We start from the raw sequence: 25805 nt of genomic DNA, 5'->3' as shown, positions 1-25805 counted from the left end.
AGGATCCTCGCATGAACGCTCCACACCGGATCAAGTTCCACCACGCGCCGAACAGCCGCTCGGGCAGCACGCTGATGCTTCTGGAGGAACTGGGCGCGCAGTACGACATGCACGTGATGGACCTCAGCAAGGGTGAGCAGCGCCAGCCCGGGTACATGAAGGTCAATCCGATGGGCAAGGTGCCGGCCATCGAGCACCTGGGTGGCCTCGTGACGGAGAGGCCCGCCATCTTCACCTACCTCGCTGATCTGTATCCCGACGCGGGTCTGGCCCCGGCGTTCGATAGTCCGCTGCGCGGCTCTTACCTGCGCTGGCTGGCCTTTTACGGTTCCTGCTTCGAGCCCGCGGTGATGGACCGCTTCATGAAGCATCAGCCGAGTCCGCCAACGACGTGCCCGTACGGCGATTTCGACACGGTGATGGACCTGATCGAGGCGCAGCTCTCGCCCGGTCCCTGGCTGCTCGGCGAGCGGTTCACCGCGGCGGACATCCTCTGGGCGAACGCGCTGGACTGGACGATGAAGTTCGGCATCGTGCCCCGCCGCGATGTCTTCGAGGCTTATGTCGCCCGCCTGATGGTGCGTCCGGCCATCGTCCGCGCCGCGATCCAGGACGAGGCGCTGGCCCGCGCCCAGACGCTGGCCGCCGCCTGAGCCGCCGTCGATGCACTGCCGTGACTTTCATCGCTTCCCGCGCGGCGCGTGGGAGGGGATGATTCGGGAATGCGCCGCGCCGATCGCCTGTTCCTCATCATCAACGCCCTGCGCGGGCGGCGCACCGCGCTGCCCGCGCGCCAGCTGGCGAGTACCCTCGAGGTCTCGCTGCGCACGGTCTACCGCGACGTCGCGGACCTGCAGCTTTCTGGCGTTCCCATCGAAGGCGAGGCCGGCGTGGGTTACCTCCTGCGCAAGGGCTCGGACATCCCGCCGCTGATGTTCTCCGCCGACGAACTCGAAGCCCTCGTCGCCGGCACGCGCTTCGTCCGCGCTTTCGCCGGTGAACGCCTGGCGCGCGAGGCGCAGGCCGCGCTGATCAAGATCGAGGCCGTACTTCCGCCGGACCTGCGGGAGAAGGCGGCGCAATCACGGATCTTCGCGCCGATCTGGCGCGATCCCTTCCAGAGCCATGTCGCCATGATGCTCGACCGCCTGCACGAAGCCGTGCTCGCGCGCCGCGTGCTGTGCCTCGACTACAAGGACGCCGAGAGTCGAAGCAGCACGCGCGAAGTGGAACCGCTGTGCCTTTCCTTCTGGGGCGGTGCATGGACCCTGGGCACGTGGTGCCGTCACCGCCAGGCCTTCCGCAACTTCCGCCCCGACCGCATCGCGGACTGCCGCGATGCGGGTGAGACCTTCCCCGACATTCCCGGCCGCAACCTCGAGGCGTACCTCGACACGATGCGCGGCCACTACGCCGGCTTGTAGGAGCGCGCCCTGCGCGCGACATCTCTTCGCGCCAGTCCGAAAGCTGGCGCGCCAGTTCCGAGTCATGGCCTCAACACATGTCGCGCGCAGGGCGCGCTCCTACGGACCTACCGTAGGTGATTGCTAGCGGGGAATGCGATGATCGGGGTTTCGTCCCCATACGCGGAGCCCGCATGTCCCCCTGGATCCGAGCCATCGCCTTCGCCGGCCTGTTTGCCGGCACCGCCCAGGCCGCCACCACGCCCGACGACACCTTCCGGGCCATCTACACGAAGGAATGGGCGTGGCGAAACGGCCAGGCCGGAATCCTTACCTCCGGCGAAGCGCAACCGGGCGAAGGCCGGCTCGATACGGTGGACGCGGCGAACCAGGCCAGGCGCCTTGCTTACTGGAACGACGTGCTAGCCCAACTGGATCGCATCGACAGGAAGTCGCTGAGCGGCAAGGTAAAGGTCGATTACGAAGTGTACCGGGCGCAGATCGGCAACCTCGCCGCCGCCCAGCGCTTCGAACAATGGCAGATGCCGTTCAACAGCGACTCCGCCTTCTGGTCGGACATCGGCTATGTCCTGCACGGCGACGATCTGCACACGCGTGACGACTACCGCCACTACGTCGATCGCCTGCATCAGGTCCCGGCGTTCATGGACCAGGAAATCGCGAACATGCGGCTAGGCCTGGCACGCGGATTCACGGTGCCGCGAGCGGTGCTCGACGGGCGCGACGTTTCGATCGCCGCCGTCGCCGAACTGAAGAACCCGGAAGACAGCGCCCTCTACAAGCCGTTCAAGACGATGCCGAAGAACATGCCGGCTGCGGACGCCGAGGCATTGCAGAAGGAAGCCCGCCAGGCCATCGCCAGCGGCGTGATCCCCGCTTACGGCCGCCTGCTCACCTTCTTCCGCAACGAATACCTGCCCAGGGCGCGCACCACGCTGGCCGCCGAATCGCTACCGGACGGCAAGGCCTACTACCGCCAGCAGATCCGCGAATACACCACGCTCGACCTGTCGCCCGACGAGATCCACGCCATCGGCCTGCGCGAAGTGGACCGTATCCACCAGGCGATGCTGGAAACGATGAAGGAGACGGACTTCAAGGGCGATTTCCCCGCCTTCCTCACGTTCCTGCGCAAAGACCCGCAGTTCTACGCGAAGACGCCGGATGAGCTGCTCATGCGCACGGCATGGGTGGCGAAGCAGGTGGATGCGAAACTCGGCAAGTACTTCGGCCTGTTGCCGCGCCAGCGCTTCGCCATCGAACCGGTGCCGGCGGACATCGCGCCGTATTACACCTCAGGCCGCGGCGGTGCCGACGTCTATCTCGTGAACACCTACGACCTGCCGTCGCGTCCGCTGTTCAACATGCCCGCGCTGACCCTGCACGAGTCCATGCCGGGCCATGCGTTGCAACTGGCGTTGTCGGCCGAGCAGCAGGGTTTGCCGGAGTTCCGGCGCGACGGTTACATCTCGGCCTATGGCGAGGGGTGGGCGCTGTACTCGGAGTACCTCGGCAACGAGATGGGCATTTACCACACGCCCTATGAGCGCTTCGGCTACCTCACCTACCAGATGTGGCGCGCCTGCCGCCTCGTGGTCGACACCGGCATCCATCACCTCGGCTGGACGCGCCAGCAGGCGATCGATTACCTCACTCAGAACACCGCGCTGAGCGACCGCGAGATTGCCAACGAGGTCGACCGTTACATCAGCTGGCCGGGCCAGGCGCTGTCGTATGAACTCGGCTACCTGAAAATCCGCGAACTGCGTGCCCGGGCGGAACAGCAGCTGGGAGAGAAGTTCGACCTGCGCGCGTTCCACGACACAGTGCTGGCGCTGGGCTCGGTGCCGCTGCCGGTGCTGGAACAGCATGTGGATGCCTGGATCGCCTCGCGCAGGTAAGGCGTACAGCATTTTCTCTATCGGTGGAGTACACTGCGTCACAACTCCACAGGTGAAGCGATGATGCAACCAGCCATCCATGCCGAGCCAATCCACCTCGCCGACGCCGGTGGCCCGGCGCTAAGGGCCTTTTTCGCCCTCGCCGAACGCTGGAAACTCCGGACCGCCGAGCAGCGCACGTTGCTCGGCGAGCCGCCGGAATCCACCTACTTCAAGTGGAAGAAACAGCAGGACGGCACCCCCTCGCGTGACGTGATCGAACGGATCAGCTACCTGCTCGGCATCTGGAAAGACCTCCAGATCCTCTTCCCCGACCCCCTCCAGGCCGATGCCTGGGTACGCAAGCCGAACGAGGCACCCCTGTTCGGGGGGCACTCCGCGCTGGAGCGCATGCTTTCGGGCAACGTCGCCGACCTCTACGTCGTCCGCCAGTACCTGGACGCCCAGCGCGGCTGGAACGGATGAGCGCCGAGCCGCCGCTCCGCCGCATCCGCTGGAGCCAGGCCTACCGGATCGTGTCGAGCCGGTTTCCGCCCGTGGGCCTGTTCGACCGCATCGCGGATCCGAAGGACATCGACGCGGTGATGGCCATCGAATCCATGACCAATCCGCGCCTGCGCGAGGAAATGGGCGCGCTTCGCCTGGTGCCGTCCGACCGGCGCGTGTCGGGACAGGGCACCTCGCCGATCATGGCCGCATTCACCCATATCTCACCGGACGGCAGCCGCTTCAGCGACGGCCACTGGGGTGTGTTCTACGCGGCACACAGCGTGTCCACGGCCATCGAGGAAACGGTGTTCCACCGCGAAGCCTTCCTCGCCGCCACCCACGAACCGCCCACCGACGTACAGGTGCGCTGCTACAAGACCGCCATCGCCGGCCGCTTCCACGACATCCGTGGCGGCTGGGCCGCGGAGCACGATCCGGATTCCTACATTGCGAGCGTGAAGCTGGCCCGGACACTGCGGGACGGGGACTCGAACGGTATCGTCTACGACAGTGCCCGTCATGCCGGCGGCGAGTGCGTTGCCGCGTTCTATCCAGACGTGGTGGCGCCGTGCATCCAGGCCGAGCACTTCATCTACCGCTGGAACGGCACCCGGATCGAAGCCGTGCTGAAGGTAACCCCCGTCGAGCGACAGGGTTTACCCCAGCGTACATAAGGGTTTACGGTGGAGCGGATGAAAAAACTCGCGCTCCTCCTCACCCTGCTCGTCCTCTCCGTCGGCGCCCAGGCCAAGGGTTCCGACCACAGCCAGTGGGAACACGACATCCAGGCCTTTGAGGCTGCGGACAAGGCGTCGCCGCCGCCGGCCAACGCCGTGCTATTCATCGGCAGTTCGTCGATCCGCATGTGGACGACGCTGGCCGAAGATTTTCCCAACCATCGCGTGATCAACCGTGGCTTCGGCGGTTCGGACCTGGACGACAGCACGGCTTTCGCAGATCGCATCGTGATGCCGTACCACCCCGTGGCGATCGTCATCTACGCGGGCGACAACGACTTGCAGAACGGCGACACGCCCGAACAGGTGCGCGACGATTTCGCCGCGTTCGTGGCCAAGGCACGCCAGGAGCAGCCGGACCTGCCCATCGCCTTCATCTCGATCAAGCCCAGCATCGCGCGGCTTGCGTTGCTGCCGAACATCCAGCGCGCGAACAAGCTGATCCGCGACTGGTCGATGGGGCAGAAGGCTGTGGCTTTTCTCGACGTGGCGCCGGCGATGCTCGACGCGCAAGGTCAGCCGAAGCGCAGCATCTTCCTGGACGACGGTCTGCACATGAATGCGATCGGCTACGCGCTGTGGGTTGCGCAGGTGCGCCCGTGGCTGGCCGACCATGCGACGGCCGCCGAAGTTAAACGGGAGCCAAATGCTACGGTGCAGTGAGACGGGAACTTCACGGCTTTGGCCTTATCTAAGTATTCGATCGCCGAGAGGCGACCTGTTGGCAAGCGACGCAGAGTTTTGAGTCGATTGTCCCGGGTCCCGCTATTTCCCCTGATAGCCTGGACCCGACGCGAACCCCGGCAGCTCCTCCCCTGGCTGCCGGGGTTTTATTTTGTCCAACGTCCGGGCGCCCGCCCGCCTGACGTCTGCGCACCCGCGCCTGCCCGTCTGTAGGAGCGCGCCCTGCGCGCGACATCTTTCGCGACATTCCGGGGAACTGGCGCGCCAGCCCGCAGCAGGCATGGCCTCAAAACATGTCGCGCGCAGGGCGCGCTCCTACGCGCGCGCGTACGGCTTGATCGACGTATCGAAAGCCCGCCACACCCCGTCGTTACCCTGGATATTCAGCACGATGTCGGACGCCGCGTTGGCGGCCTCGATCCGGCGTGCCTCGGTGAAGGCGCACTCGAGCGCGTCGTCACGCGAGCAGAACTCGCCGATTTCGCATTCGTTCTTCTGCAGCAGCCACAGGCCCGGACCGACGGACTCGAACGGAATATCGAAGACGACCACGATGGACTCACCCTGCTTACCGGAAGTAAGTCCATCCTAGGGAGCCATTCGTTAGGCGTCCGTTGAGTTTCAGTTGTCTCCGCCGGAAGCGAAGCCGTCTCGGGTACCGCGCTGGTAGACCTTGTCGGTCGGCAGCACATCGGCCGCGGCCACCGCGGCGTCCTGGGCCAGCTTCGCGTAGATCGGCGTGAAGTCCGGCCGTGTCGCATTGAACAACTGCTCGAAGTCGTCGATCACGAAGTAGGTCTGCTGGTAGGTGTCGATCCGGTATTTCGTGTTCATCACACGCTCCAGGTCGAACCCGATGCGGTTCGGCGCCACGGAGTCGATGGAGTAGATCGACTCACCTTTGGAACTGACGATACCGGCCCCGTAGATGCGCAGGCCCTTGTCCGTGCGGATCAGGCCGAACTCCACCGTGTACCAGTAGAGGCGCGTGAGGTTCATCAACGCCTCCGGCCCGATCGCATGGGCCTTCATCCCGCCCTTGCCATACGCCTGCATGTAGTCGGCGAACACGGGGTTGAGAAGGAGGGGCACATGACCGAACAGGTCGTGGAACAGGTCCGGCTCCGAAAGGTAGTCCAACTGGTCCGGTTTGCGGATCCACCAGCTCACCGGAAAGCGCCGGTTGGCCAGGTGGTCGAAAAAGACTTCGTCGGGCAGCAGCCCTTCCACCGCCACCAGCTCCCAACCGGTGGCCTCGCCGAGCACTTTGTTCAGGTCCGTGAAACGGGGAATGCCGCCATCGCCCAGACCGAAGCGCTCCACGCCATCAAGGAATTCCTGGCAGGCGTAAGCGGGCAACAAGTCGCGCTGCCGGCGGTACAGGGTGTCCCACACCTCATGATCGGTCTTCGAATAGCCCGCCCAAGGCTGCTCCACTGTGCCGGTCGCATAGACGGGCACGTATCCACGGTCGGTCTGCTGGTGTTCGACGCGGCGGGGGGTGTCCATGGCGGGTCTCCTTAGGGGTGCGACGTTCTCTACGCAACAGCTTAGCGAGGAACGCGCGCAATAGGCTTGCAATGTTGCGTACTGTAGGGTATTTCAAGCAATAATAAGTCGTCGTACGGCAAATGAGCGATACAATCATGCAAGCCAGCCTTGATCGTACCGACCTGCGCATCCTCGCCGCGCTCCAGGCCAATGGGCGCATAAGCAATGCGGAGCTCGCCGCGGAGGTGAACCTGTCGCCCTCCGCGTGCCTCCGTCGTGTCCAGAAGCTGGAAGCGGACGGTGTCATCGCCGGCTATGGGGCCCGGCTGGAGCCCCGCTCGCTGGGCCTGGGTCTGCAGGCCTTCGTACGCGTGCAGCTGTCCCGCCACGAGTCGGAAGCCATCGACTTGTTTACCCAGCGGGTGGCGGAATGGGAGGAGGTGATCTCCTGCTATGCCCTGACGGGCGACATGGACTACCTCCTGCAGGTCTACGTGGCCGACCTGGATGGCTTTTCGCGCTTCCTGCTCGATCGCCTGCTCAATGCCTCCGGCGTGGCCGATGTGAATACCAGCTTCGTCCTGCGAACGGTCAAGGCCTCGACCGCCCTGCCACTGGGTAATATCCGTACCTGACACAACGCAATCCCCCTCGTCTTGAGAATAAAAGCAGCTTCCCCTAGCGGCAGACAGCGCCCCTCGTTAATCTTGTGCGCTTGATGGAAGCCGCCACCGCCAACCCGACCCCCCGCGACCGCCTGCGTCCACTGCGCTACTTGTGGCGGGCACCGCTGTTGCTGCTCCATATCCTGTTTGGCGTCGTGATTTGCGCCCTGGTGCTGAGCTGGGCGGGCGGCGTGATGAAGAATGGCCGCGAGCCCCTGGCCCATCGCACCATCCGCATGTGGTCCACCCTGCTCCTGCGGGTGTTCGGCTTCCGCAGCCGCCGCTTCGGCCGGGCGTTGCCGGACCCGGTGCTTTTCGTGGCCAACCACACTTCGTGGCTGGATATCGAATTACTCCATTCGCAGCGCGCCGCCTGCTTCGTCGCCAAGGCGGAGATCGCCCGCTGGCCGCTGGTGGGCTGGATGGCCTCGCGTGGCGGCACGATCTTCCATCGCCGCGGCAACAACCATTCGCTGTCGTCGGTCATGGCCGCCATGGTCGAGCGCCTGCGCGAAGGCCGCTCAGTGGCGGTGTTCCCGGAAGGCGGCACCGGCCACAACGGGGTGCTGCGCGTGTTCCACGCACGCATCTTCCAGGCCGCCCTCGACGCGGAGGTGCCGGTGCAGCCGGTAGCCTTGCGCTTCGCGCGTCACGGCCGCCGGGTCGTTGACGCCGGTTTTCGCGAAGGCGAAAGCTTCATGGCCAATTTCCTGCGCCTGCTGGGTGAACCGCCGCTCGACGTGGAGGTGCACTTCCTCGAGCCGGTGCCGGTTTCGCCCGAAGGGCGCCGCCGCATGGCGGAGGCTTCGCGCGAACGCATCGCGCTGGCCCTGGACACCGAAAGGCCGGCATGAACCTGCCGAAGGGCACCGACTTCCAACCGCCGTGGCCGCTCCGCAGCGGCCATATCCAGACGATGCTGTCGTCCAGCGGCATTCGCCGCCGGCTGCTGCCGCGGCGTGCGCATCGCGTACAGGAAGACGCGCGGGAAGTTCTGGTCGACGTCGGCCACGGCGATCGCCTGAGCGGCCGCTACACCGCCCAGCGCACGGGCCAGGAGTCGCGCGGCCTCGCCATCCTGTTCCACGGTTGGGAAGGCAGTGTCGATTCCACTTACGTCCTGCAGACAGGAAGCCGCCTGCTCGAAGAGGGTTGGGATGTTTTCCGGCTCAACTTCCGCGACCACGGCGACAGCCACGGCCTGAACGAGGCGCTGTTCCACTCCTGCCGTATCGATGAGGTCGTGACGGCGATGGGTGAGATCGCGCGCATGTTCCCGGCCAAAGCCATCGGCGTGGCCGGATTCTCGCTCGGCGGCAATTTCGCGCTGCGCGCAGGCATGTTGGCGCCCGCGCTGGGCGTGCCCCTGGATTACGTGCTGGCGGTGTGCCCGATCGTCGATCCCAGCGAAGGCCTGTTCTCGCTGGAAAGCGAGGCGCCCTGGTTCTACCAGGCTTACTTCATGCAGAAGTGGCGCCGCTCACTGCGCCTGAAGCAGCAGGCCTTCCCGCACCAGACCTACTTCGAGCTGGACGAACTGCGCCAGAACATGCGCGACCTCACGCGATCGCTGGTGCTGCGCCACACGGACTTCGGTTCGCTGGAGGCGTACCTCGACGGTTACTCCGTCGCCGGCGACCGGCTGATGGACCTGCACCTGCCGGCCACGATCCTCACCTCGCGCGACGATCCCGTGATTCCGGTGGGGGCGTTCGACCAGTTGCGCGTGCCGCCGAACGTCGAGCTCGACATCGCGAACTATGGCGGCCATTGCGGTTTCATCGGCGATTACGGCATGAACAGCTTCACCGACGATTACATCGCCGCGCGATTTGACGTCATAACCCGTTAAACCTGGCGGGCCCTCCCAGCCGGATTGAAGTGCCAGTGGGTAAAGACTGCAAGAATTACACGCCGCCCGTGCTGAAATCAGGCCTTCAGGTCGCCGCGCTGGGCCTGCGCTTCTAGGTGACCTACAAAAATAAGTAAGAAGGAGTAACCCATGCGACTCAAGAGCGACAGCATCGAGCAGGGCAAGGCGATTCCGCCGAAAAACGCGTTCATGGAGCAGGGTGGCGAACCGATCAAGCCGGCTGGCAACATGTCCCCGCACCTGGCCTGGACCGAAGTACCCGCCACGGCGAAGTCCTTCGTCATCGCCGTGATCGACACCGACGTGCCATCGAAGCCCGACGACGTGAACGTGGAAGGACGCGAGGTCCGCCACGATCTGCCGCGCGTGGAATTCGTCCACTGGCTGATGGCCAATATCCCGCTGGAATGCCGTGAACTGGGTGAGGGCGCCTGCGGCGAAGGCATCGTGGCGCGGGGCAAGAGGGACCCGGCCGGTCCGCCCGGATCGGTGCAGGGTCTCAACGATTACACCGGCTGGTTCAAGGGCGATCGCGACATGGAAGGTCATTACCTGGGCTACGACGGTCCGTGCCCGCCATGGAACGATACGATCAGGCACCACTACCATTTCCACGTCTACGCACTCGATGTGCCGCGTCTCGAGTTGGCCAAGGGCTTCTCCCTCGCCGAGCTTCGCGACGTCATGGAAGGCCACGTCGTCGACGAGGCTACGATCACCGGCACCTACTCGCTGAACCCGAAAGTGAAGGCGTGATGGCGCGGTGAAGGCGGCAGGCTGAACGTGTATTGAGCAAGACTGAGGAAGCTTCACGTTGCATGCGCGGGGCGCGGGACTAAATGGTGCCGCGCTACCCCACGGAGAACCCATCATGCTGCACTACGCCCTCGTCTTCCTCGTCATCGCGATCATCGCGGCTGTGTTCGGCTTCGGCGGTATCGCCGGCACGGCGGCCGGCATCGCGAAGATCCTGTTCGTTGTCTTCCTGATCCTGGCGATCATTTCTTTTTTCCGCGGCCGAAGCGTTTAGCGGCCCCGTTACCCCCGCGTCACCTTTTTTGACTTAACGTGTCAGACCCCGTACCGGAGAGAAGTCCATGAACAAGCCCGCCGACCATGTCGCCAACGCCGCGACCGCCGCCGCGAACACCGTTTCGGCCGCCGAGCGCATCGACGCACGCGCCGAGCGAGTGAAGCAGGCCACCTCCGAAGCCGTGGACCGCACCAAGGACGCTGTCGAACGGGCTGCGGACAAGGTTGAAGACACCTTGCACACCGCCACCGACAAGGCCGCCCACGGCGCGACGCGCGCTGCCGAGAAGGCTGAAGAGGCGAAGATGCGCGGCAAGGAGGCGTACGACGAGGCGGTGGACAAGACCAACGACTGGCTGGATACGGCCCGCGAGTACGTGCGCGAGAAACCCGTGCAGTCGGTCGCACTGGCGCTTGCCGCCGGTTGGCTGGCCGGCCGCATCCTGCGTAACTGATCCCGAACCCCAGGGGGCTTGGCATGCTGGAAGACGGTCCCTCGGGGCGACACGACGTGGACAAGCCGACATCCGGCGAGGGGGCGGCGGGTGAACCGAAACCCGCCGCCCCCTCGTGGCTGGATGATCTCCGCCGCCTTGGAGCCGGCCTGAAGGAACTCTTCGCGGCGCAGCTCAAGCTGCTCTCGGCCGAGTTGGGGCTGGCGCGCAGCGGCATCGTCACGATGCTGTTCATGGGCCTGGCAGCCATCGTCTTCGCCGTGGCGCTGGGCTTCACCTTGCTGGCGCTGGCTGGCTGGGGCCTGGCGCAATGGTTCGGTTCGTGGGCATGGGCGCTCACCGTGCTCGCAGGTATCCAGCTGCTGCTGCTGGTCGGGGCCATCCTTCTCTTCCGCCGCGCCATGCACTGGCTTACCCTTCCGGCCACGCGCTCGGAGTTCGCCATGCTGGCGCGCGAGGCGGCAAGGCAGGGCAAGGCGGAATCCAGAGAGGCGGGGGAGTAGCAGGCATGGGCATTTTCAACAGCATGGCGAAGGTCACCGCCGCTCGCGCGCGGGTGATAGCCGCCCGCGAAGAGACGGTGCGCCCTGCCGCGGCGCTCATCGCTCGCGGTTACGAGCATCCCCTGACCGTGCTCGGCATCGCCGCGGGTTCCGGTTTCCTGCTCAGCAACATCAAGCTCAACCCGCTCGCCGTTCCCGGTGTGAGCGGGGTGGTGGCCGGCGGCGTGGCCGACCTCATCGCCCGGGGCGTATCGATCGCAGCCGGCAGCTTCCTCGGTGAATTTGCCAGCGACGCCGTGGACGTCGCCGACGAGGCTCCATGAGCGACCTTCCCAGTCCGCTTCCCACGCCGCTCCCCTCCACCGCGGCGCCCGGTGTCGCCGTGTCCACGATCGCGGCGCGTTCGCGGCGCACGCCCGGAAGCAGCCGGAGCACCCGGCGCATCTCGCGACATCTGCGTTCCATCCGTATCTCGCTCACCGGCATCATCATGCTGGCGCTGCTCTATACGGTGGCGATCGGCAAATCGATCCTGGTGCCGCTCGTGCTTGCCGGTTTCATCGGCCTGGCGCTCAATCCCATCGTCGCCGCGGCGGCGCGCGTGCGCATCCCGCGCTGGCTTGCCGCGGTGACGGTGATGATCCTGCTCGGCACCGGCCTGGTGTCGGCGGTGGCTACTCTCTCCACTCCCGCACTGAACTGGTTCCATGAAGCGCCCACTGCGATGCGGGCTTTTGCGCCGAAGATCAAGCCGATGACCCAGCAGATCGAGGCGGCCAGCCGGGCCACGCAGACGCTCGTGGGTGGCACGGTGGCGCGGAACGTGCCGCAGAGCCCCAACGGGCTCGCCTTCACCGCATGGGACATCGTCGCGGGTGCGCCCAAAGTCCTCGCCAGCATCCTGACGGTGGCACTGCTGGTGTTCTTCTTCCTGGTTTACGGCGACGAGATCCTGCGACGAGCCGTCGAGATATCGCCCACGTTCTCGTACAAGCGACATACGGTCAGTATCGTCCGCAGCATCCAGGTGGAAGTCTCGAGTTACCTGCTGCTGACGGCCGCGATCAACGTCACGCTGGGCCTCGTCACCGCCGGCATGCTGTACTTGTATGGTGTGCCGGATCCGCTGCTATGGGGCAGCGTCGCGGCGATAGCCAACTTCATTCCTTATGTCGGCGCCATCACGACGACGACGATCCTTGCCATCGTCGGCACGCTGCATTTCCAGGAACTGGGCCCGGCACTGCTGCCGGCGGCCACCTTCGCCGGCATCACCGCCGTCGAAGGCAACATGATCACGCCGATGCTGCAAGGACGCCGCTCGCGCCTGAGCCCGGTGGCGATCCTGCTCTGGCTGCTGATCTGGGGCTGGCTATGGGGCATCCCCGGTGCACTGCTCGCCGTACCGATGCTGACCTGCGTGAAGCTGATCACCGCGAAACTGCGCGGCTGGCAGTGGTTCGCGCACATCGTGTCGCGCTGACCCGTTTACCAGGCGATCTTCGTCCGGTCGCGGAAGAACTCGCCTGACGACGCTTCGCGTTCCGAGAGCAGCGCCGCCCACACGATACCTTCCGCGCTTTCCGCCGCCGGCCGGCCTCCACTTCCGCCCAAGGCGGTGGCGGTCCAGCCGGGGCAGACGGCGTTGACGGCGATGCCGCTGCCTGCGAGTTCGCGGGCAAGCACTTGCGTGTACGCGTTGAGCGCCGCCTTCGAGACGCGATAGGCGGGGCTGTTCTCGCCGCATATCGCGCGCACCGCGCACTCGCTCGATACGTTCACCACGCGCCCATAGCCATGCCGCTTCATCAGCGGCAGTGCGGCGGCGGTGAGGCACCATGCGCCGATGAGGTTCACGTCGAGTGCGCCGCGGATGGCCTCAAGGTCCGGCACCGAGGGGCGGCCTTCGGGGTCGTAATAGCCGCCGGCGTTGTTCACGAGGATGTCGAGCCGGCCGAAGTGGTCGCCGATATGGGCGATGGCCCGCTCGATATCGTCCTGTTTAGTCACATTCAACTTGATCGCGTGCGCGTCGCCGCCGAGTTCGCGGATGGCGCGCGCGGCCTTCTCGCCCTTGCCGGGTTCGCGCATGCCCATGAACACCGTGACACCGGCCGCGGCAAGCTGCTTCGACACCTCGAGGCCGATGCCGCGGTTGGCGCCGCTTACCAGCGCGACGCGCTGGCTGAGCGGCGGTTCGACCGACACGGTCTTGCTGCGCCGGGGCTGAACCGGCAGGCGATGGACCTTGGCCGTACTCATGGCACTTTAGCAACCTCGCTGCACGCGTCGTTGCCGCAGGCCTGCCAACCGCCACCCAGGGCCTTGTACAGCTGCACGGCACGCAGGTTGATGCCTGCCTCGGCTTCGGCCAACTGGTCTTCCGCCGCCAACTGGGTGCGTTCCGCGTCCAGCAGTTCGAGGTAGTCGGTACGGCCTGCGTCGTAGCGCAGCTTCGCCAGGCCCGCGGCGCGCTGGCTTTCGCTCGCCTGCACCACCAGCTTCTCCACACGCTCGCGCTGGCGATTGAAGGCGACCAGCGAATTGTCGACGTCTTCCAGCGCGGTGAGCACGGTGCGGTCGTAGTTGGCACGTGCTTCGTCGGCTCGCGCTTTGGCACCCTTCACGCCGGAACGAACGCGCTGCACGTTGAGGCCCGACCACGAAATGCTCGGCGCGATCGACCACGCGCGCGAGTCGGCGCCGCCGAAGTCGTTGCTGCGCCCCGCGAGGAAGCCGATGAAGCCGCCCAGCGAGATGTGCGGGAAGTAGTCTGCCTTCGCCACGCCGATCCGCGCGTTCGCGGCGGCGAGCTCGCGCTCCGCCATGCGGATGTCCGGGCGGCGCTGCAGCACCTCGTCCGCGCCGCCGATGGCGAGCGTGGCGTCGATGGGCTTGAACGACGCCGGCGACAGGTCGATGTCCAGTTCGCCCGGACGCTCGCCGAGCAGCACCGCGAGGCGGAACTGGTCGGCGCTGGCCTGGGTTTCGAGCACGGGAAGCTGGGCTTCCACGGCGGCAAGGCGGGCCTTTGCGCTCGCGAGATCCTGCTCGGCGCCCGTGCCCACTTCGACGCGGGCGGCGATGACCTTCAGCGAATCCTGCTGGTTGGCGATGTCGCGCTTCGCCACGTCAATGCGCAGCTGCGTGCCACGCAGGTCGAAGTAGTTGCGTGCCACTTCGGCGAACAGCGTGACCTGCGCGTTCTGCAACGAGGCCTGACCGGCACCGGCATCGGCGCGCGCTGCCTCGACCGAACGGCGAATGCCGCCGAACAGGTCGAGTTCCCACGACGCATCGAAACCGGCCTGGTACGCCGTGACGGTGGAGCGTTGGTCGCTGAAGCCGGGTTGCTGCCCGCGGCTGCGCTGGTACGACACGCCCGTCTCGATGTCCGGGATCTGCTGCGACTTCGCCGTACCCAGGGCGGCGCGCGCCTGGGCAAGGCGGGCCACCGCGATCCTGAGGTCCGGCGCGTTCTTCGCCGCGCGGACGATCAGCGAGTCGAGCGTGGGATCGCCGAACTGCTTCCACCACTGCGCCTGGAATCCGGCGTTGTCCTGATGGGCGGCGTCGACGCCCTGCAGCGTCACCGGCGCTTCCTTGGGCGCGTGGTAGTCGGGGCCCACGCTCGCGCAACCGGCGAGGACGATGGCCACGAACAGGGCGGTACTACGGAACATGGTTTTCATATCAGGACTCCCGTGCCGCGTGGGCGAGGAGGCGGCGCTCGCGGCGCGCCACGCGGCGGGCCTCCGAGCGTTCGTTCCAGGCGCGGATCAGCACGTAGAAGAGCGGGGTGAAGATGAGGCCGAAGAAGGTCACGCCGAGCATGCCGGAGAACACGGCCACACCCATCGCATGACGCATCTCCGCGCCCGCACCGTGCGAAGTCACCAGCGGCACCACGCCCATGATGAAGGCGAACGACGTCATCAGGATCGGGCGCAGTCGCAGGCGGGCGGCTTCGAGCACCGCGTCCACGCGGTTCATGCCTTCGACTTCCGCTTCGCGGGCGAACTCCACGATAAGGATCGCGTTCTTGCAAGCGAGGCCGACCAGGACGATCAGGCCGATCTGGGTGAAGATGTTGTTGTCGCCGCCGGTGATGAACACACCGAAGATCGCGGACAGCAGCACCATGGGCACGATCAGGATCACGGCCAGCGGCAGGCTCAGGCTCTCGTACAGCGAGGCCAGCACCAGGAAGACCAGCAGCACCGACAGCGGGAACACCAGCACGGCGGTGTTGCCGGCCAGGATCTGCTGGTAGGTGAGCTCGGTCCACTCGAAGCTCATGCCGTTCGGCAGGCTGGCTTTCACCAGTGCTTCCATCGCGTCCTGCGCCTGGCCCGTGCTGTAACCCGGAGCCGGGCTGCCGTTGATTTCCGCGGTGGGGACGCCGTTGTAGTGCTGCACGCGATCCGGGCCGTTGGCCTGGCGCACGGTGAGGAACGAGCCCAGCGGCACGAGGTCGCCGGCGGCGTTGCGGGTCTTCAGGCCCACGATGTCGGACGGCTCATGACGGAACGACGGCTCCGCCGACACGTTCACCTGGTAGGTGCGGCCGAAACGGTTGAAGTCGTTGACGTAGAGCGAGCCGAGGTAAGCCTGCATCGTCTGGAACACGTCGCCCAGGTCGATGCCTTCCGACTTGGCCTTCTCGCGATCCACGTCGGCATCGAACTGCGGCACGCTCACCTGGAAGCTGGTGAACAGGTGCGCGAGCTCCGGCGTCTTCTGGCTGGCTCCGATGATGCCCTGGGTCTGCTTGTACAGCTCATCGAAGCCCAGGCCACCGCGATCCTCGATCTGCATGCGGAAGCCGCCGATCGTGCCGAGGCCGTTCACCGGGGGGGGCGGGAAGATCGCGATGTACGCATCCTGGATCGAGGCGAACTTCGCGTTCAGCGCCGCGGCGATCGCGTCGGCCGAGACGTCCGCGCTACGGCGTTCCTCGAATGGCTTCAACGTCACGAAGACGATGCCGGCATTGGTGCTGTTGGTGAAGCCATTGATCGACAGGCCGGGGAACTGCACGGCGCTTTCCACGCCGGGCTGGGCCAGAGCGATGTCGCCCATGCGACGGATCACCCCTTCGGTGCGATCCAGCGAGGCGGCGTCGGGCAACTGGGCGAACGATACGAGGTACTGCTTGTCCTGTGAGGGCACGAAGCCGGTCGGCACCTTCGAGAAGCCGAAGAAGGCCAGGCCGACGAGACCGGCATAGATGACCAGCACGATGCCCGAGAAACGCAGGATCTTCTTCACGCCACCGACGTAGCCGTGCGCGCCGCGCTCGAACGTGCGGTTGAAGGGACGGAACAGCCAGCCGAGGCTACGGTCCATCCACACCGTGAGCCTGTCCTTCGGTTCGTCACGACCCTTCAGCAGGATGGCGGAGAGCGCCGGGCTCAGGGTCAGCGAGTTGAACGCCGAGATCACCGTGGAGATGGCGATGGTCAGTGCGAACTGGCGATAGAACTGCCCGGTCAGGCCGCTGATGAAGGCGGCGGGCACGAACACCGCGCACAGCACGAGGGCGGTCGCGACGATGGGGCCGGTCACTTCAGTCATCGCCTGCCGCGTGGCCATTTTTGGATCGAGCCCGTGCTCGATGTGTCGCTCCACGTTCTCCACGACCACGATCGCGTCGTCGACCACGATACCGATGGCCAGCACCAGGCCGAACAGCGACAACGCGTTGAGTGAGAACCCGGCGAGGTACATCACCGCGAACGTACCGATCAGCGACACCGGCACCGCCACGAGCGGAATGATCGACGCGCGCCATGTCTGCAAGAACAGGATCACCACCAGCACGACGAGGACGATCGCCTCGAACAGCGTATGCACCACGGCGTCGATGGAGCCGCGCACGAACACCGTCGGGTCGTAGACGATCGAATAGTCCACGCCCTGCGGGAAGTCCTTCTTCAGCGTGGCCATTTCCGCGCGTACCGCGTCGGAGATGGCGATGGCATTCGAGCCGGGACGCTGGAAGATGGGAATCGCCACCGCCTCGCGATTGTTCAGCAGACTGCGCAGCGCGTAGTTGTTCGAACCCAGTTCCACGCGGGCCACGTCGCGCAGGTGCGTGACGGAACCGGACGCGTCGCTGCGCACGATGATGTTGAGGAAGTCGTCCTCGGTGACGAGGCGCCCGCGCGTGTTGATATTCACCTGGAAGGCGGACGTGTTCGGACCCGGCGGCGCGTTGAGCGCACCGGCAGCCACCTCGATGTTCTGCTCGCGGACGGCCTTGATCACGTCGCCCGTGGTGAGGTTGCGGATCGCCAGCTTCTCCGGATTCATCCAGATGCGCATGCTGTACTCGCCGGCGCCGAACAGCTGCACATCGCCCACGCCGTCGAGACGGGCAAGCTGGTCCTTGATGCGCGTGCGGGCGTAGTTCGACAGGTAGAGCATGTCGTAACGGTGGTCGGGCGACGTGAGGTGCACGACCATGGTGAGGTCGGGCGAACTCTTGTTCGTCGTCACGCCAAGTCGCTGCACTTCCTCAGGCAGGCGCGGCAGCGCCTGCGACACACGGTTCTGCACCTGCACCTGCGCGTTGTCCAGGTCGGTGCCGAGGGCGAAGGTGACCGTGAGGGTCATGGCGCCGTCGCTCGTGGCCTGCGATGAGGTGTAGAGCATGCCTTCCACGCCGTTGATCTGCTCTTCGAGCGGCGTGGCGACGGTTTCGGCGATTACCTTGGGATTGGCGCCGGGATAGGAAGCGCGCACCACTACCGTCGGCGGCACCACTTCCGGATATTCGCTGATCGGCAGCTTGAACACGGCGATACTGCCCGCGATCAGGAACAGCACCGACAGCACGCCCGCGAGAATCGGGCGGTCGACGAAGAATTGGGCAATTTTCATGGGTGGATCAATCCTGGTTCTGCGCCACGCTGTCGACGCCGGCCGGACGCGAGGCGACGTTGCGCGCGCCTTCCGGTACCAGCGACGCCATGGCGACACGCTTCGCATTCACTTCGACGCCCGGGCGCACGCGCTGCAGGCCGTTCACCACGACCACGTCGTCGGCGCCGAGGCCCGAGTCGACCACGCGAAGTCCGTCCACCAGCGCGCCAGTGGCCACGCGGCGGTATTCAACCTTCTTGTCCTTGCCGACCACGTAGACGAACTTGTTGCCGAGGTCGGTGCCTACGGCCTTGTCATCGATCAGCGCGCGCGGCTGGGTGTCGCCGCTGCGCAGTTCCACGCGGGCGAACAGGCCGGCGGTGTAGGCACCATCGGCATTCGGGAACACCGCGCGCAGGCGGATCGTGCCGGCACCGGCGCGTACCTGGTTGTCGATGAAGTCGATCTTGCCGACGTGCGGATAGCCTTCTTCGTCGGCGAGGCCCATCTCGACGGCCGGCGCCCGGCCACTCTGGCGGCGCAGGCGATCCAGCTTCAGGAAGGTCTGCTCGTCCACGTCGAAATACACGTACATCGGGTCGACGGTGACGACGCTGGTAAGCGTGTCGTTCGGCGTCACGAGGTTGCCCGCGGTGATCTGGGCGTTGCTGACCTTGCCGTCGACCGGCGCACGCACCTGGGTGAACGAGAGGTTGAGCTGGGCGTTATCGAGCGCCGCCTGCACCGACGCGACCTGCGCCTTCGCGCTGGCGGCGGCGGTATCGAGGCGGTCGGCTTCCTCACGCGACACGGCATGCTGCTCCACCAGCTTGTTGCCGCGGGCTGCGTTCGCGTCGGCGTTCTTCGCCTCTGCCTTCGCCTGGGCGAGGTTGGCGGCGAGGCGGCCGGCTTCGGCACGGTATGGGCGCGGGTCGATCGTGAAGAGAAGGTCGCCCTTCTTCACCGCGGCGCCTTCGCGGAAATGGATGGCGTCGATATAGCCGTTGACCCGTGGCTTGATCTGGATGGTGTCCACCGCCTGGATGCGGCCGGTGAAGGCATTCGCATCGGAGACGGGGCGCAGCAGAACCTGGGCCACGGTGACTTCCGGCGCCGGCGGGGCCGCCGCGGGCTCGCTGGCGTGGCTGGCCGAGCTGCCAGCGCTCAGCCAGAACGCCGAAGCGATGGCCACCGCGAGGGCGGACGAACCGAACAGGATTTTCTTCTTCATGGGAGGTCCTGGAGCTTCGATAGGGGAGGGAAAAGGGGTTGGCAGCCCGGCAGCCTGACGCCTCAACCATGGTTGAGGTCAAGCCGGTCCACCGCAGGTTGCGAAATCTAAGTCTTGCTTCGCGCGCGAAAAATGGGTCTACAATCATCGCGGCTGTGACCCCCAGTCACGAATCGATGCCCCGGAGCCCACGATGGAAGATTTTTCAGCTATCAGCGTTTTCGTCCGCGTGGTGGAGGCCAAGAACTTTTCCTCGGCCGCACAGCACCTGCAGATGACCCCCTCGGGCGTCAGCCGTGCCATCTCGCGCCTGGAGGAGAGCCTGGGCGCGCGACTGTTCTTCAGATCGACACGTTCGCTGCGTTTGACCGACGATGGGTCCGCGTTCTACGCGCGTTGCAAGGAGATACTCGCCGACCTTACCGAGGCCACAGAGGCGCTCGGCTATGCCAGGACCAAGCCGGCGGGCAAGCTACGGGTGGCCGCGTCGTCGGCCGTGGGCCGGGCCGCGCTGATCCCCAACCTGGCCGAGTTCGAGCACAAATACCCGGATATCCGTCTCGAACTGACCATGTGTGACTTCCCGTTCGACCTGAACGAGGAAGGCTTCGACTGCGCCATCCGCATGGGCGAACTGGCGGATTCCAGCCTGATCGCCCGCAAGATCGGCCATTTCAGCAATGTGCTCTGTGCCGCTCCGGCGTACCTGGCGAAGCACGGCATGCCTGCGTCCATCGAGGATCTGAAGAACCACCGTTCGGTGAACTTCGTCCATCCGAGCACCGGCAAGCCCTACCAGTGGCAGTTCGACTCGCCCAGCGGCCGGGTGTCGGTCGATGTCGATGCGCACATGCTGATCAACGACGGTGAATCGGTGATCCAGGCCGCGATCGCCGGCCTCGGCATCATCCAGGCCCCGCACTGCCTGGCGAACGCCGCGCTGGAAAAGGGCCTGCTGGAGATCATCATGACCGACACGATATCCACCGGCTCGAACCTGTGGATCGTGTATCCGCAGAAGCGCCACCTATCCGCCCGCGTCCAGGCTTTCATCGAATGGACCAGCGAGCTGTTCCAGCGCACCAGCGAACCGAAGTGCAAGCTGGTACAGCAGCAACAGCTGGAGATGGCGCGCATGCGCAAAGCCCGCGAGGAAGAGGCCGCCGCGGTCGCCTGACCGGCACGCGGCAAGGCCTTCGGGTAGGAGCGCGCCCAGCGCGCGACATGTCCTGAGGCCGTGCCTGGGAGCTGGCGCGCCGGGTTTGCGGATTGGCGAAAAAATGTCGCGCGCAAGGCGCGCTCCTACGTCACGGCTGCATCAATGGGCGCCGGGCATCGTCTCAGCCGCCGGCGGGCAGGAGCAGCAACAAGGCGATGCCGAACACGATGCGGTAGATCGCGAAGGCGGTGAAACGATGTGAACGGATGTAGCCGAGCAGCCACTTCACCGCCACGAAGGCCACGAGGGTGGACACCACGAAGGCAACACCGAGGCCAGTCCAGTCCTCGCCGGCAACACCGCCATGGCGAACGGTCTTGAGCAGTTCGTAACCGGATGCCGCGTACATCGTGGGGATGCCGACGAGGAAGGCGAATTCCGTGGCGGCGGCACGATTATTGGTGCCGGCGAGCATCGCGATGAAGATCGTGGCGGCCGAGCGCGAGGTGCCGGGGAACACGCCGGCGACGATCTGCGCGAGACCCACGAGGATCGCAACCTTCCACGAGATCGCCGCATGGTCGGGTCGGTTCGCCGCGAATTTCTCCGCGATCAGCATCCACACGCCGCCGATGACGAGCGCCCAGGCGATCGGCGTCACCGTTTCCGGCAGCTTGAAACCCAGCTTCGATACCACGAGGCCCAGCGCGGCCGTGATCAGGAAGGCGACCAGCAGCTTCATCACGTAGTCGCGGGTTTCCGGGCGGCGCCAGTTGACAGCCAGGCTCCACAGCGTGCGCCAGTAGATGAAGGTGACGGCGAGGATCGCGCCTGCCTGGATGGCGATATTGAAAAGATCCGATCGCGCGCCCAGCCAGCGTTCGGCGATGAGCAGGTGACCCGTGCTGGAGATCGGCAGGAACTCGGTGATCCCCTCGACGATGCCGAGGAGGATGGCGCTGAGCAGGTCGTTCACGTCGCGGGGATTCCTGTGGGGGACGGCGCCTTAGCTTAGCCGGTGCCCGGCGTGCAGAAGAAGTTCGGCCCGTAGGAGCGCGCCCAGCGCGCGACAGCTTTTCGCGAGGAGCAACAGAACCTGTTCCTCATAGCCTCAAAAGATGTCGCGCGCAGGGCGCGCTCCTACGTGAACTTCAGGGTTTCGGTGAGGTCGCCCGGCGCGGGGCCGCCCGCGGCGATCATCGCCTCCTCACGCGTCTTCAATCCGGGCAGCTTCTCCAGCTTGAACCGCCGCGTGAGGAAGCGTGCGATGGAGCCGGTATCGTAAATGGTGTGCTCCACGTGGCCCTTCTTCGCGTAAGGCGAGATCACCAGTGCGGGAATGCGCGTGCCGGGACCCCAGCGATCGCCCCTGGGCGGTGCCACGTGGTCCCACCAGCCGCCGTTCTCGTCGAAGGTGACCACGACGAGCATGTCTTTCCACTGCGGGCTCTTGCGCAGTGCGTGCACGACGTTCGAGATATGGCGATCGCCGGCCTCCACGTCGGAGTAGCCTGCATGCATGTTGAGATCGCCCTGCGGCTTGTAGAACGCGACGGCGGGGAGCTTGCCCGCGGCGGCGTCGGCCAGGAAGCGGTTGGTGGACGGCGTTTCGCCGATACCGCCGTCGCGCAAGTGTTCCTTGCGCGCCACGGTGCCGGGCGCGAGCGACACGAAGTAGTTCAGCGGCTGGTGGTGTGGCTGGAAGTTTGGCGTCTGCGGAAAGCTGCCGCCACCGTCGCCCTTGCCGTCGAGCGCGGCCTGGAACCCGCCGCCATACCAGGCCCAGTCCACGTCCTTCGCCGAAAGCATGTCGCCGATGTGTTTATGCGACTGCGGCGGCAGTGTGTTCGCGCTGGTCGCGTCGGCGAGCAGCGGGTTGTTGCGATCGACGTTGAAACCGGGCGAGTAGGGCGGCCCGATCGTGTTCACCGCGAAGAAATCCGGCGTCAGCGTGTTGTGGTGCGCAAACTTCGGCTTGCCGTCCATCGCGCTCTTCGGTGAATCCTCCGCCATCTTCAGGCGATGGTCGGTGGGCTCACCGCTTTCGGTCACCGCGATGTTGAACTGCGCCGGGCTCTTGTCCGCGTTCGGATAGACCGGTGGCTGCGCGGCCACGAGGTACTGGTGGTTGAGGAACGAACCGCCGAAGGCGCCCATGAAGAAGTTGTCGCATAGCGTGAACTGCTCGGCCAGCCGCCACAGCCGCAGGTGCACGGGCGCGCTGGCGTAGTAGCCCATCGTGAGGGCGCCGTTGTCGCCCCAGGCCACGAACCCGTCGTTCGTGCCGCCGTTGATCTGCAGCTGGTTGTTGTAGAACGCATGGGTGAGGTCGCGCGTGACGAGGCCGTGCGGCAAGGGTGTCGTGCCGTCGCCGGTGTGCAGCGCCCAGGGCGCGTTCGGCAGGCCGGCGATGTCTTTCTCGACGATCTTGTAGGTCTTGTGGTCCACCACCTGTTCGTGCGGCACCAGGCCGCCCCAGATCGGCGGGAGGGTATCGAAGGGCTTGCCGTCGCGGTCGCGCTGCACGTAGCGCTCCTTCGGCACCTCGCTTAACGGCTGCTGCAGGCCCGGAAACTCGCCGAAGAGGTTGTTGAAGCTGCGGTTCTCCGCATAGATCACCACCACCTGGTGGATGTGTTTCTCGAGCAGCGCATCCATTTCCTTGCCGCCCGGTGCCACCGGAGCCGTGCCCTTGGCGTTGGCGGCCGCGTCCGGCAGGCCGCCCAGTGCCAGCAGCGCACTGGTGGTAGCCATGCCTCCGAGCAGGCGGCGCCGGCCGGTGTCGAGGGTGTCGTCATCGTGCTTGTTGGTCATGCGATGGATCCGATGGGGAGTCGGGGGGTCGCCCATCGTTACGGAACGATCTGTACGACCTGTGACAACGGTGAGACACCTCGCTCGTCGAACGCCTCCACGGCTACGACGTAACGGACGCCCTTGTTGAGACTTCGCAGGGTAAACGAAGTAGGCTGGTCCGCGAAACGCTGGTAAGTCGAGTGCAGGCGATCCGCCCCCAGGCCCCAGCGAACGTTGTAGCCGACGGGATTGTACGGCCCGTACTCGAACGGACCGAGCGGTCCCTTGCCCACATAGACGCCTGTTCCGTACACGTTGTATTCGGTGCCCGGCGCGGCGTACTGGAAGTAATAGCGGCCCTTGTGCTTGTTCATCCATGAGCCTTCGATATAGGAGGGCTTGTCGCCCATCGAATGATCGGGGCCGAAACGTTCCCAGCCATGGTGCCCATGAGCCGGATCGGTCGAAGCCATCAGTGGCCGCGGGCCGAAAGCCGATGGCATGAGAAACAGCTTGCCGCCGGCGACCAGTGTCTGGAACAGGTAATACGCATCGCCATACCGCACGATGACCGGATCGGCGCCCGTGCGATAGGAAATCCCCTCGTTCATCTGCTCGAAGTTGTAGCGGTAGTCGATGTCGACAGGGTTGGCGTAGGTGCGTTGCGCGGCATTCGCAAGAAATGGCGAAGCGGCAAGGGCGACGGCAAGAAGAGCGGGGTTGAAACGCATGATCGGATCCCACGAAGGCAACAGACCGATGCTGCCAGCGTAATCCTTGTTACGCCCGCGCCGCTTGCTGGCTGGACCGCCGTACGGTTGAGGGAACATGCTGCTATCGAAAGGCTTTCCGCTCGCAGGACGGTGGTGAGGGCGAGGAAGGCGACGACAGCGACGATGGTAGTCCGCATCGCCTCAACCCAGGTCGAGCCAGAAGCCCGCCGCTTCCCAATGCACGTCGGAATAGATCACGAGGTCGCCACCGCGGCCGCTCGCCTGATGGTAACGGTCGAAGTCATGGTTCAAGGCGTTGCCGATGGGCCTGCCGGTCTGTTTGCGCATCATGCTGCTGATTTTGCGCGGCTTCGCGCTCGCGCTGGCGCCTGTCCAACTCCGGTTGAAGTTTCTCCCACCAGAGCCTGTGCTTTTCCCGCCTCTTTTCGTAATAGTCGCCCAGCCGCTTCAGCGTAGCCTCGTCCGCACACCGGTCTGTCGTGGCAAGCGGGAAGCCGTTGACTGCGATGTCGCGGCGACCGACCGATCGCACGTCCCCCCAATCGTAGCCATCGAAGGCCACTGGAGGCTCGTAAACGATGGTCTCGCCCAGGAATTTCCCTGTACTGGCCTCATAGGCACGGCGGAACACGGGGGCCTCCCACGAGGCAAGCCACAAGGGCCGTGCCTCCGGATCGGGATGGGGTATCGGATGAAACAGGGAGGGAAGTACCCAGTACGGATCGAAAGTATCCACACGGATACATCCATCGGGACTCGTCTCCGAAAAGGCATAGGTGCCCCACGCCTTTTCCCACCAGTTGGAGGCGACATAAAGAAGGACAGCGACAAGGGCGAGAAAGGCGACGACGGTGGTTCGCATGGCTTCAACCCAGGTCGAGCCAGAAGCCCGCGTCTTCCCAGTGCACGTCGGAATAGATCACGAAGTCGCCGCCACGGCCGCTCGCCTGACGGTAACGGTCGAAATCATGGTTGAAGACATTGCCGATGGCCTCCCCGTGCCACTGGAACACCATGCTGTCGAACATCGCGTTCATGACCATTTGCGCCTTGGTCAGCACCCTGTTGTGCGTCCAGGTACCGAGGAACTGGAAGCCGTTGAAATCGTAGTTGTCACGAAGGTAGAAGCCGACGTGGGTCACATGCAGGGCCAGCCGGCCGGTCCATGCGTTGCGCATGGCCTCACCGATCAGCGCTACTTTCAGTGTGGCCTTTCCCAACGCACCGTACATGTCGTCGAGGGTGTCGTAATGCTCGCCGAAACCTCGGCTGTTCGCCTGGCACTTCTGGTCCAATTCGATCGCATTCATATCGCGGCGGCCGAATTCCACGGAAATCCGGCCGTCCCAGTCCAGCGCCTCAATCCTCTTTCGAAGCAAGTTGAGCGCCGCGGGATTGGCCATGTCCTCGCGCAGTAAATCCATGCCCTTTTGGCACCGTAGGAAGGCACGCGCCCAATCCATGCGGACGATCGATGTGTTCACGTGCGCAGAAGGAATGTCCGCGGGTTCAGGCTGGCTTTGTTCCTCCTTCCACTCCCCCGGCATCGTCCAGGCCGGTGCCTCGAACCAGCGCTCCATCAGCGCCGCCGAAACGTGCCAGCCCATGCGGCGCATCGCCCCGGGAATTTCCCGGATGTGCAGGGTCGGGATGACGACCTTGGTGGGTTCCGGGTCGCTGATGGGCTTCAGGCGCAGCTCCATGTGCTCCGGGGTCATCATCGTGTCCGGACCCAGGCCATCGGCCGCGTGGGAAACGTCGATC

28 protein-coding genes are annotated in these 25805 nt (G+C 65.3%); 16 read left to right on the top strand and 12 right to left on the bottom strand.

Features of this window, described 5'->3' with window-relative positions:
* The first annotated feature begins 11 nt into the window (after positions 1-11).
* The 6 genes from VGM71_RS07115 to VGM71_RS07090 all read left to right on the top strand — a co-directional run bounded on the left by VGM71_RS07115 (position 12) and on the right by VGM71_RS07090 (position 5214).
* Entirely contained in the window at positions 12-653 is a 642-nt protein-coding gene (locus VGM71_RS07115; protein ID WP_331543422.1) for a glutathione S-transferase family protein, read from the top strand.
* Positions 654-722: 69 nt separating this feature from the next.
* Positions 723-1424 carry a YafY family protein gene (locus VGM71_RS07110; RefSeq protein WP_331543420.1) on the top strand — a complete coding sequence of 234 codons (702 nt, stop codon included), beginning with the start codon at positions 723-725 and terminating at the stop codon, positions 1422-1424.
* Between the two features lie 173 nt (positions 1425-1597).
* Positions 1598-3325 (top strand): DUF885 domain-containing protein, encoded by a 1728-nt coding sequence (locus VGM71_RS07105; protein WP_331543418.1) that lies wholly within the window; start codon positions 1598-1600, stop codon positions 3323-3325.
* Between the two features lie 63 nt (positions 3326-3388).
* Positions 3389-3790, top strand: coding sequence for an MbcA/ParS/Xre antitoxin family protein (locus VGM71_RS07100; RefSeq protein ID WP_331543436.1), 402 nt, complete (start codon positions 3389-3391; stop codon positions 3788-3790).
* Positions 3787-4488 carry an RES family NAD+ phosphorylase gene (locus tag VGM71_RS07095; RefSeq protein ID WP_331543416.1) on the top strand — a complete coding sequence of 234 codons (702 nt, stop codon included), beginning with the start codon at positions 3787-3789 and terminating at the stop codon, positions 4486-4488. Before VGM71_RS07100 ends, VGM71_RS07095 begins: the two co-directional genes overlap by 4 nt.
* Before the next feature lie 18 nt (positions 4489-4506).
* Complete coding sequence (locus VGM71_RS07090; RefSeq protein ID WP_331543414.1) at positions 4507-5214, top strand: SGNH/GDSL hydrolase family protein; 708 nt, start codon at positions 4507-4509, stop codon at positions 5212-5214.
* A 336-nt stretch (positions 5215-5550) separates the two neighbouring features.
* Here VGM71_RS07090 and VGM71_RS07085 read toward each other — a convergent pair whose 3' ends face one another.
* The gene (locus tag VGM71_RS07085; RefSeq protein ID WP_331543412.1) at positions 5551-5787 is read right to left on the bottom strand and encodes a hypothetical protein; all 237 of its coding nucleotides are present in this window, start codon (positions 5785-5787) and stop codon (positions 5551-5553) included.
* Positions 5788-5856: 69 nt separating this feature from the next.
* The gene (gene phhA / locus VGM71_RS07080; protein ID WP_331543410.1) at positions 5857-6744 is read right to left on the bottom strand and encodes a phenylalanine 4-monooxygenase; all 888 of its coding nucleotides are present in this window, start codon (positions 6742-6744) and stop codon (positions 5857-5859) included.
* 137 nt (positions 6745-6881) lie between these two features.
* Here phhA and VGM71_RS07075 point away from each other — a divergent pair, with 137 nt between their 5' ends.
* From VGM71_RS07075 to VGM71_RS07035, 9 genes are all read left to right on the top strand, one after another.
* The gene (locus VGM71_RS07075) at positions 6882-7361 is read left to right on the top strand and encodes an Lrp/AsnC family transcriptional regulator (protein WP_331543408.1); all 480 of its coding nucleotides are present in this window, start codon (positions 6882-6884) and stop codon (positions 7359-7361) included.
* A gap of 83 nt (positions 7362-7444) precedes the next feature.
* Entirely contained in the window at positions 7445-8245 is an 801-nt protein-coding gene (locus VGM71_RS07070) for a lysophospholipid acyltransferase family protein (protein WP_331543406.1), read from the top strand.
* Positions 8242-9243, top strand: a complete 1002-nt coding sequence (locus VGM71_RS07065) for a YheT family hydrolase (RefSeq protein ID WP_331543404.1) — start codon at positions 8242-8244, stop codon at positions 9241-9243. The genes VGM71_RS07070 and VGM71_RS07065 overlap by 4 nt, the downstream gene beginning before the upstream one ends.
* A 150-nt stretch (positions 9244-9393) precedes the next feature.
* Positions 9394-10020, top strand: coding sequence for a YbhB/YbcL family Raf kinase inhibitor-like protein (locus tag VGM71_RS07060; RefSeq protein ID WP_331543402.1), 627 nt, complete (start codon positions 9394-9396; stop codon positions 10018-10020).
* Between the two features lie 115 nt (positions 10021-10135).
* Entirely contained in the window at positions 10136-10294 is a 159-nt protein-coding gene (locus VGM71_RS07055; protein ID WP_166700115.1) for a DUF1328 domain-containing protein, read from the top strand.
* Between the two features lie 67 nt (positions 10295-10361).
* Positions 10362-10751 carry a hypothetical protein gene (locus VGM71_RS07050; RefSeq protein WP_331543400.1) on the top strand — a complete coding sequence of 130 codons (390 nt, stop codon included), beginning with the start codon at positions 10362-10364 and terminating at the stop codon, positions 10749-10751.
* Positions 10752-10807: 56 nt separating this feature from the next.
* Complete coding sequence (locus tag VGM71_RS07045) at positions 10808-11254, top strand: ABC transporter ATP-binding protein (RefSeq protein WP_331543398.1); 447 nt, start codon at positions 10808-10810, stop codon at positions 11252-11254.
* Positions 11255-11259: 5 nt separating this feature from the next.
* Positions 11260-11577, top strand: a complete 318-nt coding sequence (locus tag VGM71_RS07040; protein ID WP_331543397.1) for a hypothetical protein — start codon at positions 11260-11262, stop codon at positions 11575-11577.
* The gene (locus tag VGM71_RS07035; protein ID WP_331543395.1) at positions 11574-12737 is read left to right on the top strand and encodes an AI-2E family transporter; all 1164 of its coding nucleotides are present in this window, start codon (positions 11574-11576) and stop codon (positions 12735-12737) included. Before VGM71_RS07040 ends, VGM71_RS07035 begins: the two co-directional genes overlap by 4 nt.
* A gap of 5 nt (positions 12738-12742) precedes the next feature.
* On the opposite strand, the gene VGM71_RS07030 is transcribed toward VGM71_RS07035, so the two are convergent.
* The 4 genes from VGM71_RS07030 to VGM71_RS07015 are packed head-to-tail and all read right to left on the bottom strand — an operon-like array spanning position 12743 to position 19352.
* Positions 12743-13516 carry an SDR family NAD(P)-dependent oxidoreductase gene (locus tag VGM71_RS07030; protein WP_331543393.1) on the bottom strand — a complete coding sequence of 258 codons (774 nt, stop codon included), beginning with the start codon at positions 13514-13516 and terminating at the stop codon, positions 12743-12745.
* On the bottom strand, positions 13513-14946 hold the full coding sequence (locus tag VGM71_RS07025; RefSeq protein WP_331543391.1) for a TolC family protein: 1434 nt from the start codon (positions 14944-14946) through the stop codon (positions 13513-13515). Before VGM71_RS07025 ends, VGM71_RS07030 begins: the two co-directional genes overlap by 4 nt.
* A gap of 1 nt (position 14947) precedes the next feature.
* Positions 14948-18139 (bottom strand): multidrug efflux RND transporter permease subunit, encoded by a 3192-nt coding sequence (locus VGM71_RS07020; protein ID WP_331543389.1) that lies wholly within the window; start codon positions 18137-18139, stop codon positions 14948-14950.
* A gap of 7 nt (positions 18140-18146) precedes the next feature.
* On the bottom strand, positions 18147-19352 hold the full coding sequence (locus VGM71_RS07015) for an efflux RND transporter periplasmic adaptor subunit (protein WP_331543387.1): 1206 nt from the start codon (positions 19350-19352) through the stop codon (positions 18147-18149).
* 193 nt (positions 19353-19545) lie between these two features.
* On the opposite strand from VGM71_RS07015, the gene VGM71_RS07010 reads away from it, so the two are divergent.
* A complete protein-coding gene (locus VGM71_RS07010) occupies positions 19546-20529 on the top strand; it encodes a LysR family transcriptional regulator (protein WP_331543385.1) in 984 nt (327 codons plus the stop codon).
* Between the two features lie 163 nt (positions 20530-20692).
* Here VGM71_RS07010 and VGM71_RS07005 read toward each other — a convergent pair whose 3' ends face one another.
* The 6 genes from VGM71_RS07005 to VGM71_RS06980 form a co-directional block, all read right to left on the bottom strand.
* Positions 20693-21487 carry an undecaprenyl-diphosphate phosphatase gene (locus tag VGM71_RS07005; protein WP_331543383.1) on the bottom strand — a complete coding sequence of 265 codons (795 nt, stop codon included), beginning with the start codon at positions 21485-21487 and terminating at the stop codon, positions 20693-20695.
* Between the two features lie 164 nt (positions 21488-21651).
* Positions 21652-23325 (bottom strand): acid phosphatase, encoded by a 1674-nt coding sequence (gene acpA / locus VGM71_RS07000; RefSeq protein ID WP_331543381.1) that lies wholly within the window; start codon positions 23323-23325, stop codon positions 21652-21654.
* A 38-nt stretch (positions 23326-23363) separates the two neighbouring features.
* Positions 23364-24137 (bottom strand): hypothetical protein, encoded by a 774-nt coding sequence (locus tag VGM71_RS06995; RefSeq protein WP_331543379.1) that lies wholly within the window; start codon positions 24135-24137, stop codon positions 23364-23366.
* A gap of 84 nt (positions 24138-24221) precedes the next feature.
* A complete protein-coding gene (locus tag VGM71_RS06990; protein WP_331543377.1) occupies positions 24222-24332 on the bottom strand; it encodes a DUF6402 family protein in 111 nt (36 codons plus the stop codon).
* A complete protein-coding gene (locus tag VGM71_RS06985) occupies positions 24322-24903 on the bottom strand; it encodes a hypothetical protein (protein ID WP_331543375.1) in 582 nt (193 codons plus the stop codon). Before VGM71_RS06985 ends, VGM71_RS06990 begins: the two co-directional genes overlap by 11 nt.
* 4 nt (positions 24904-24907) lie before the next feature.
* The coding region (locus VGM71_RS06980) for a DUF6402 family protein (protein ID WP_331543373.1) at positions 24908-25805 on the bottom strand (898 nt) is incomplete at its 5' end.

It is taken from the genome of Luteibacter sp. (assembly GCF_036499525.1).
Lineage (GTDB): Bacteria > Pseudomonadota > Gammaproteobacteria > Xanthomonadales > Rhodanobacteraceae > Luteibacter.
The sequence above is the reverse complement of the archived record's forward strand: the minus strand, read 5'-3'. Positions and strand labels throughout refer to the sequence as shown.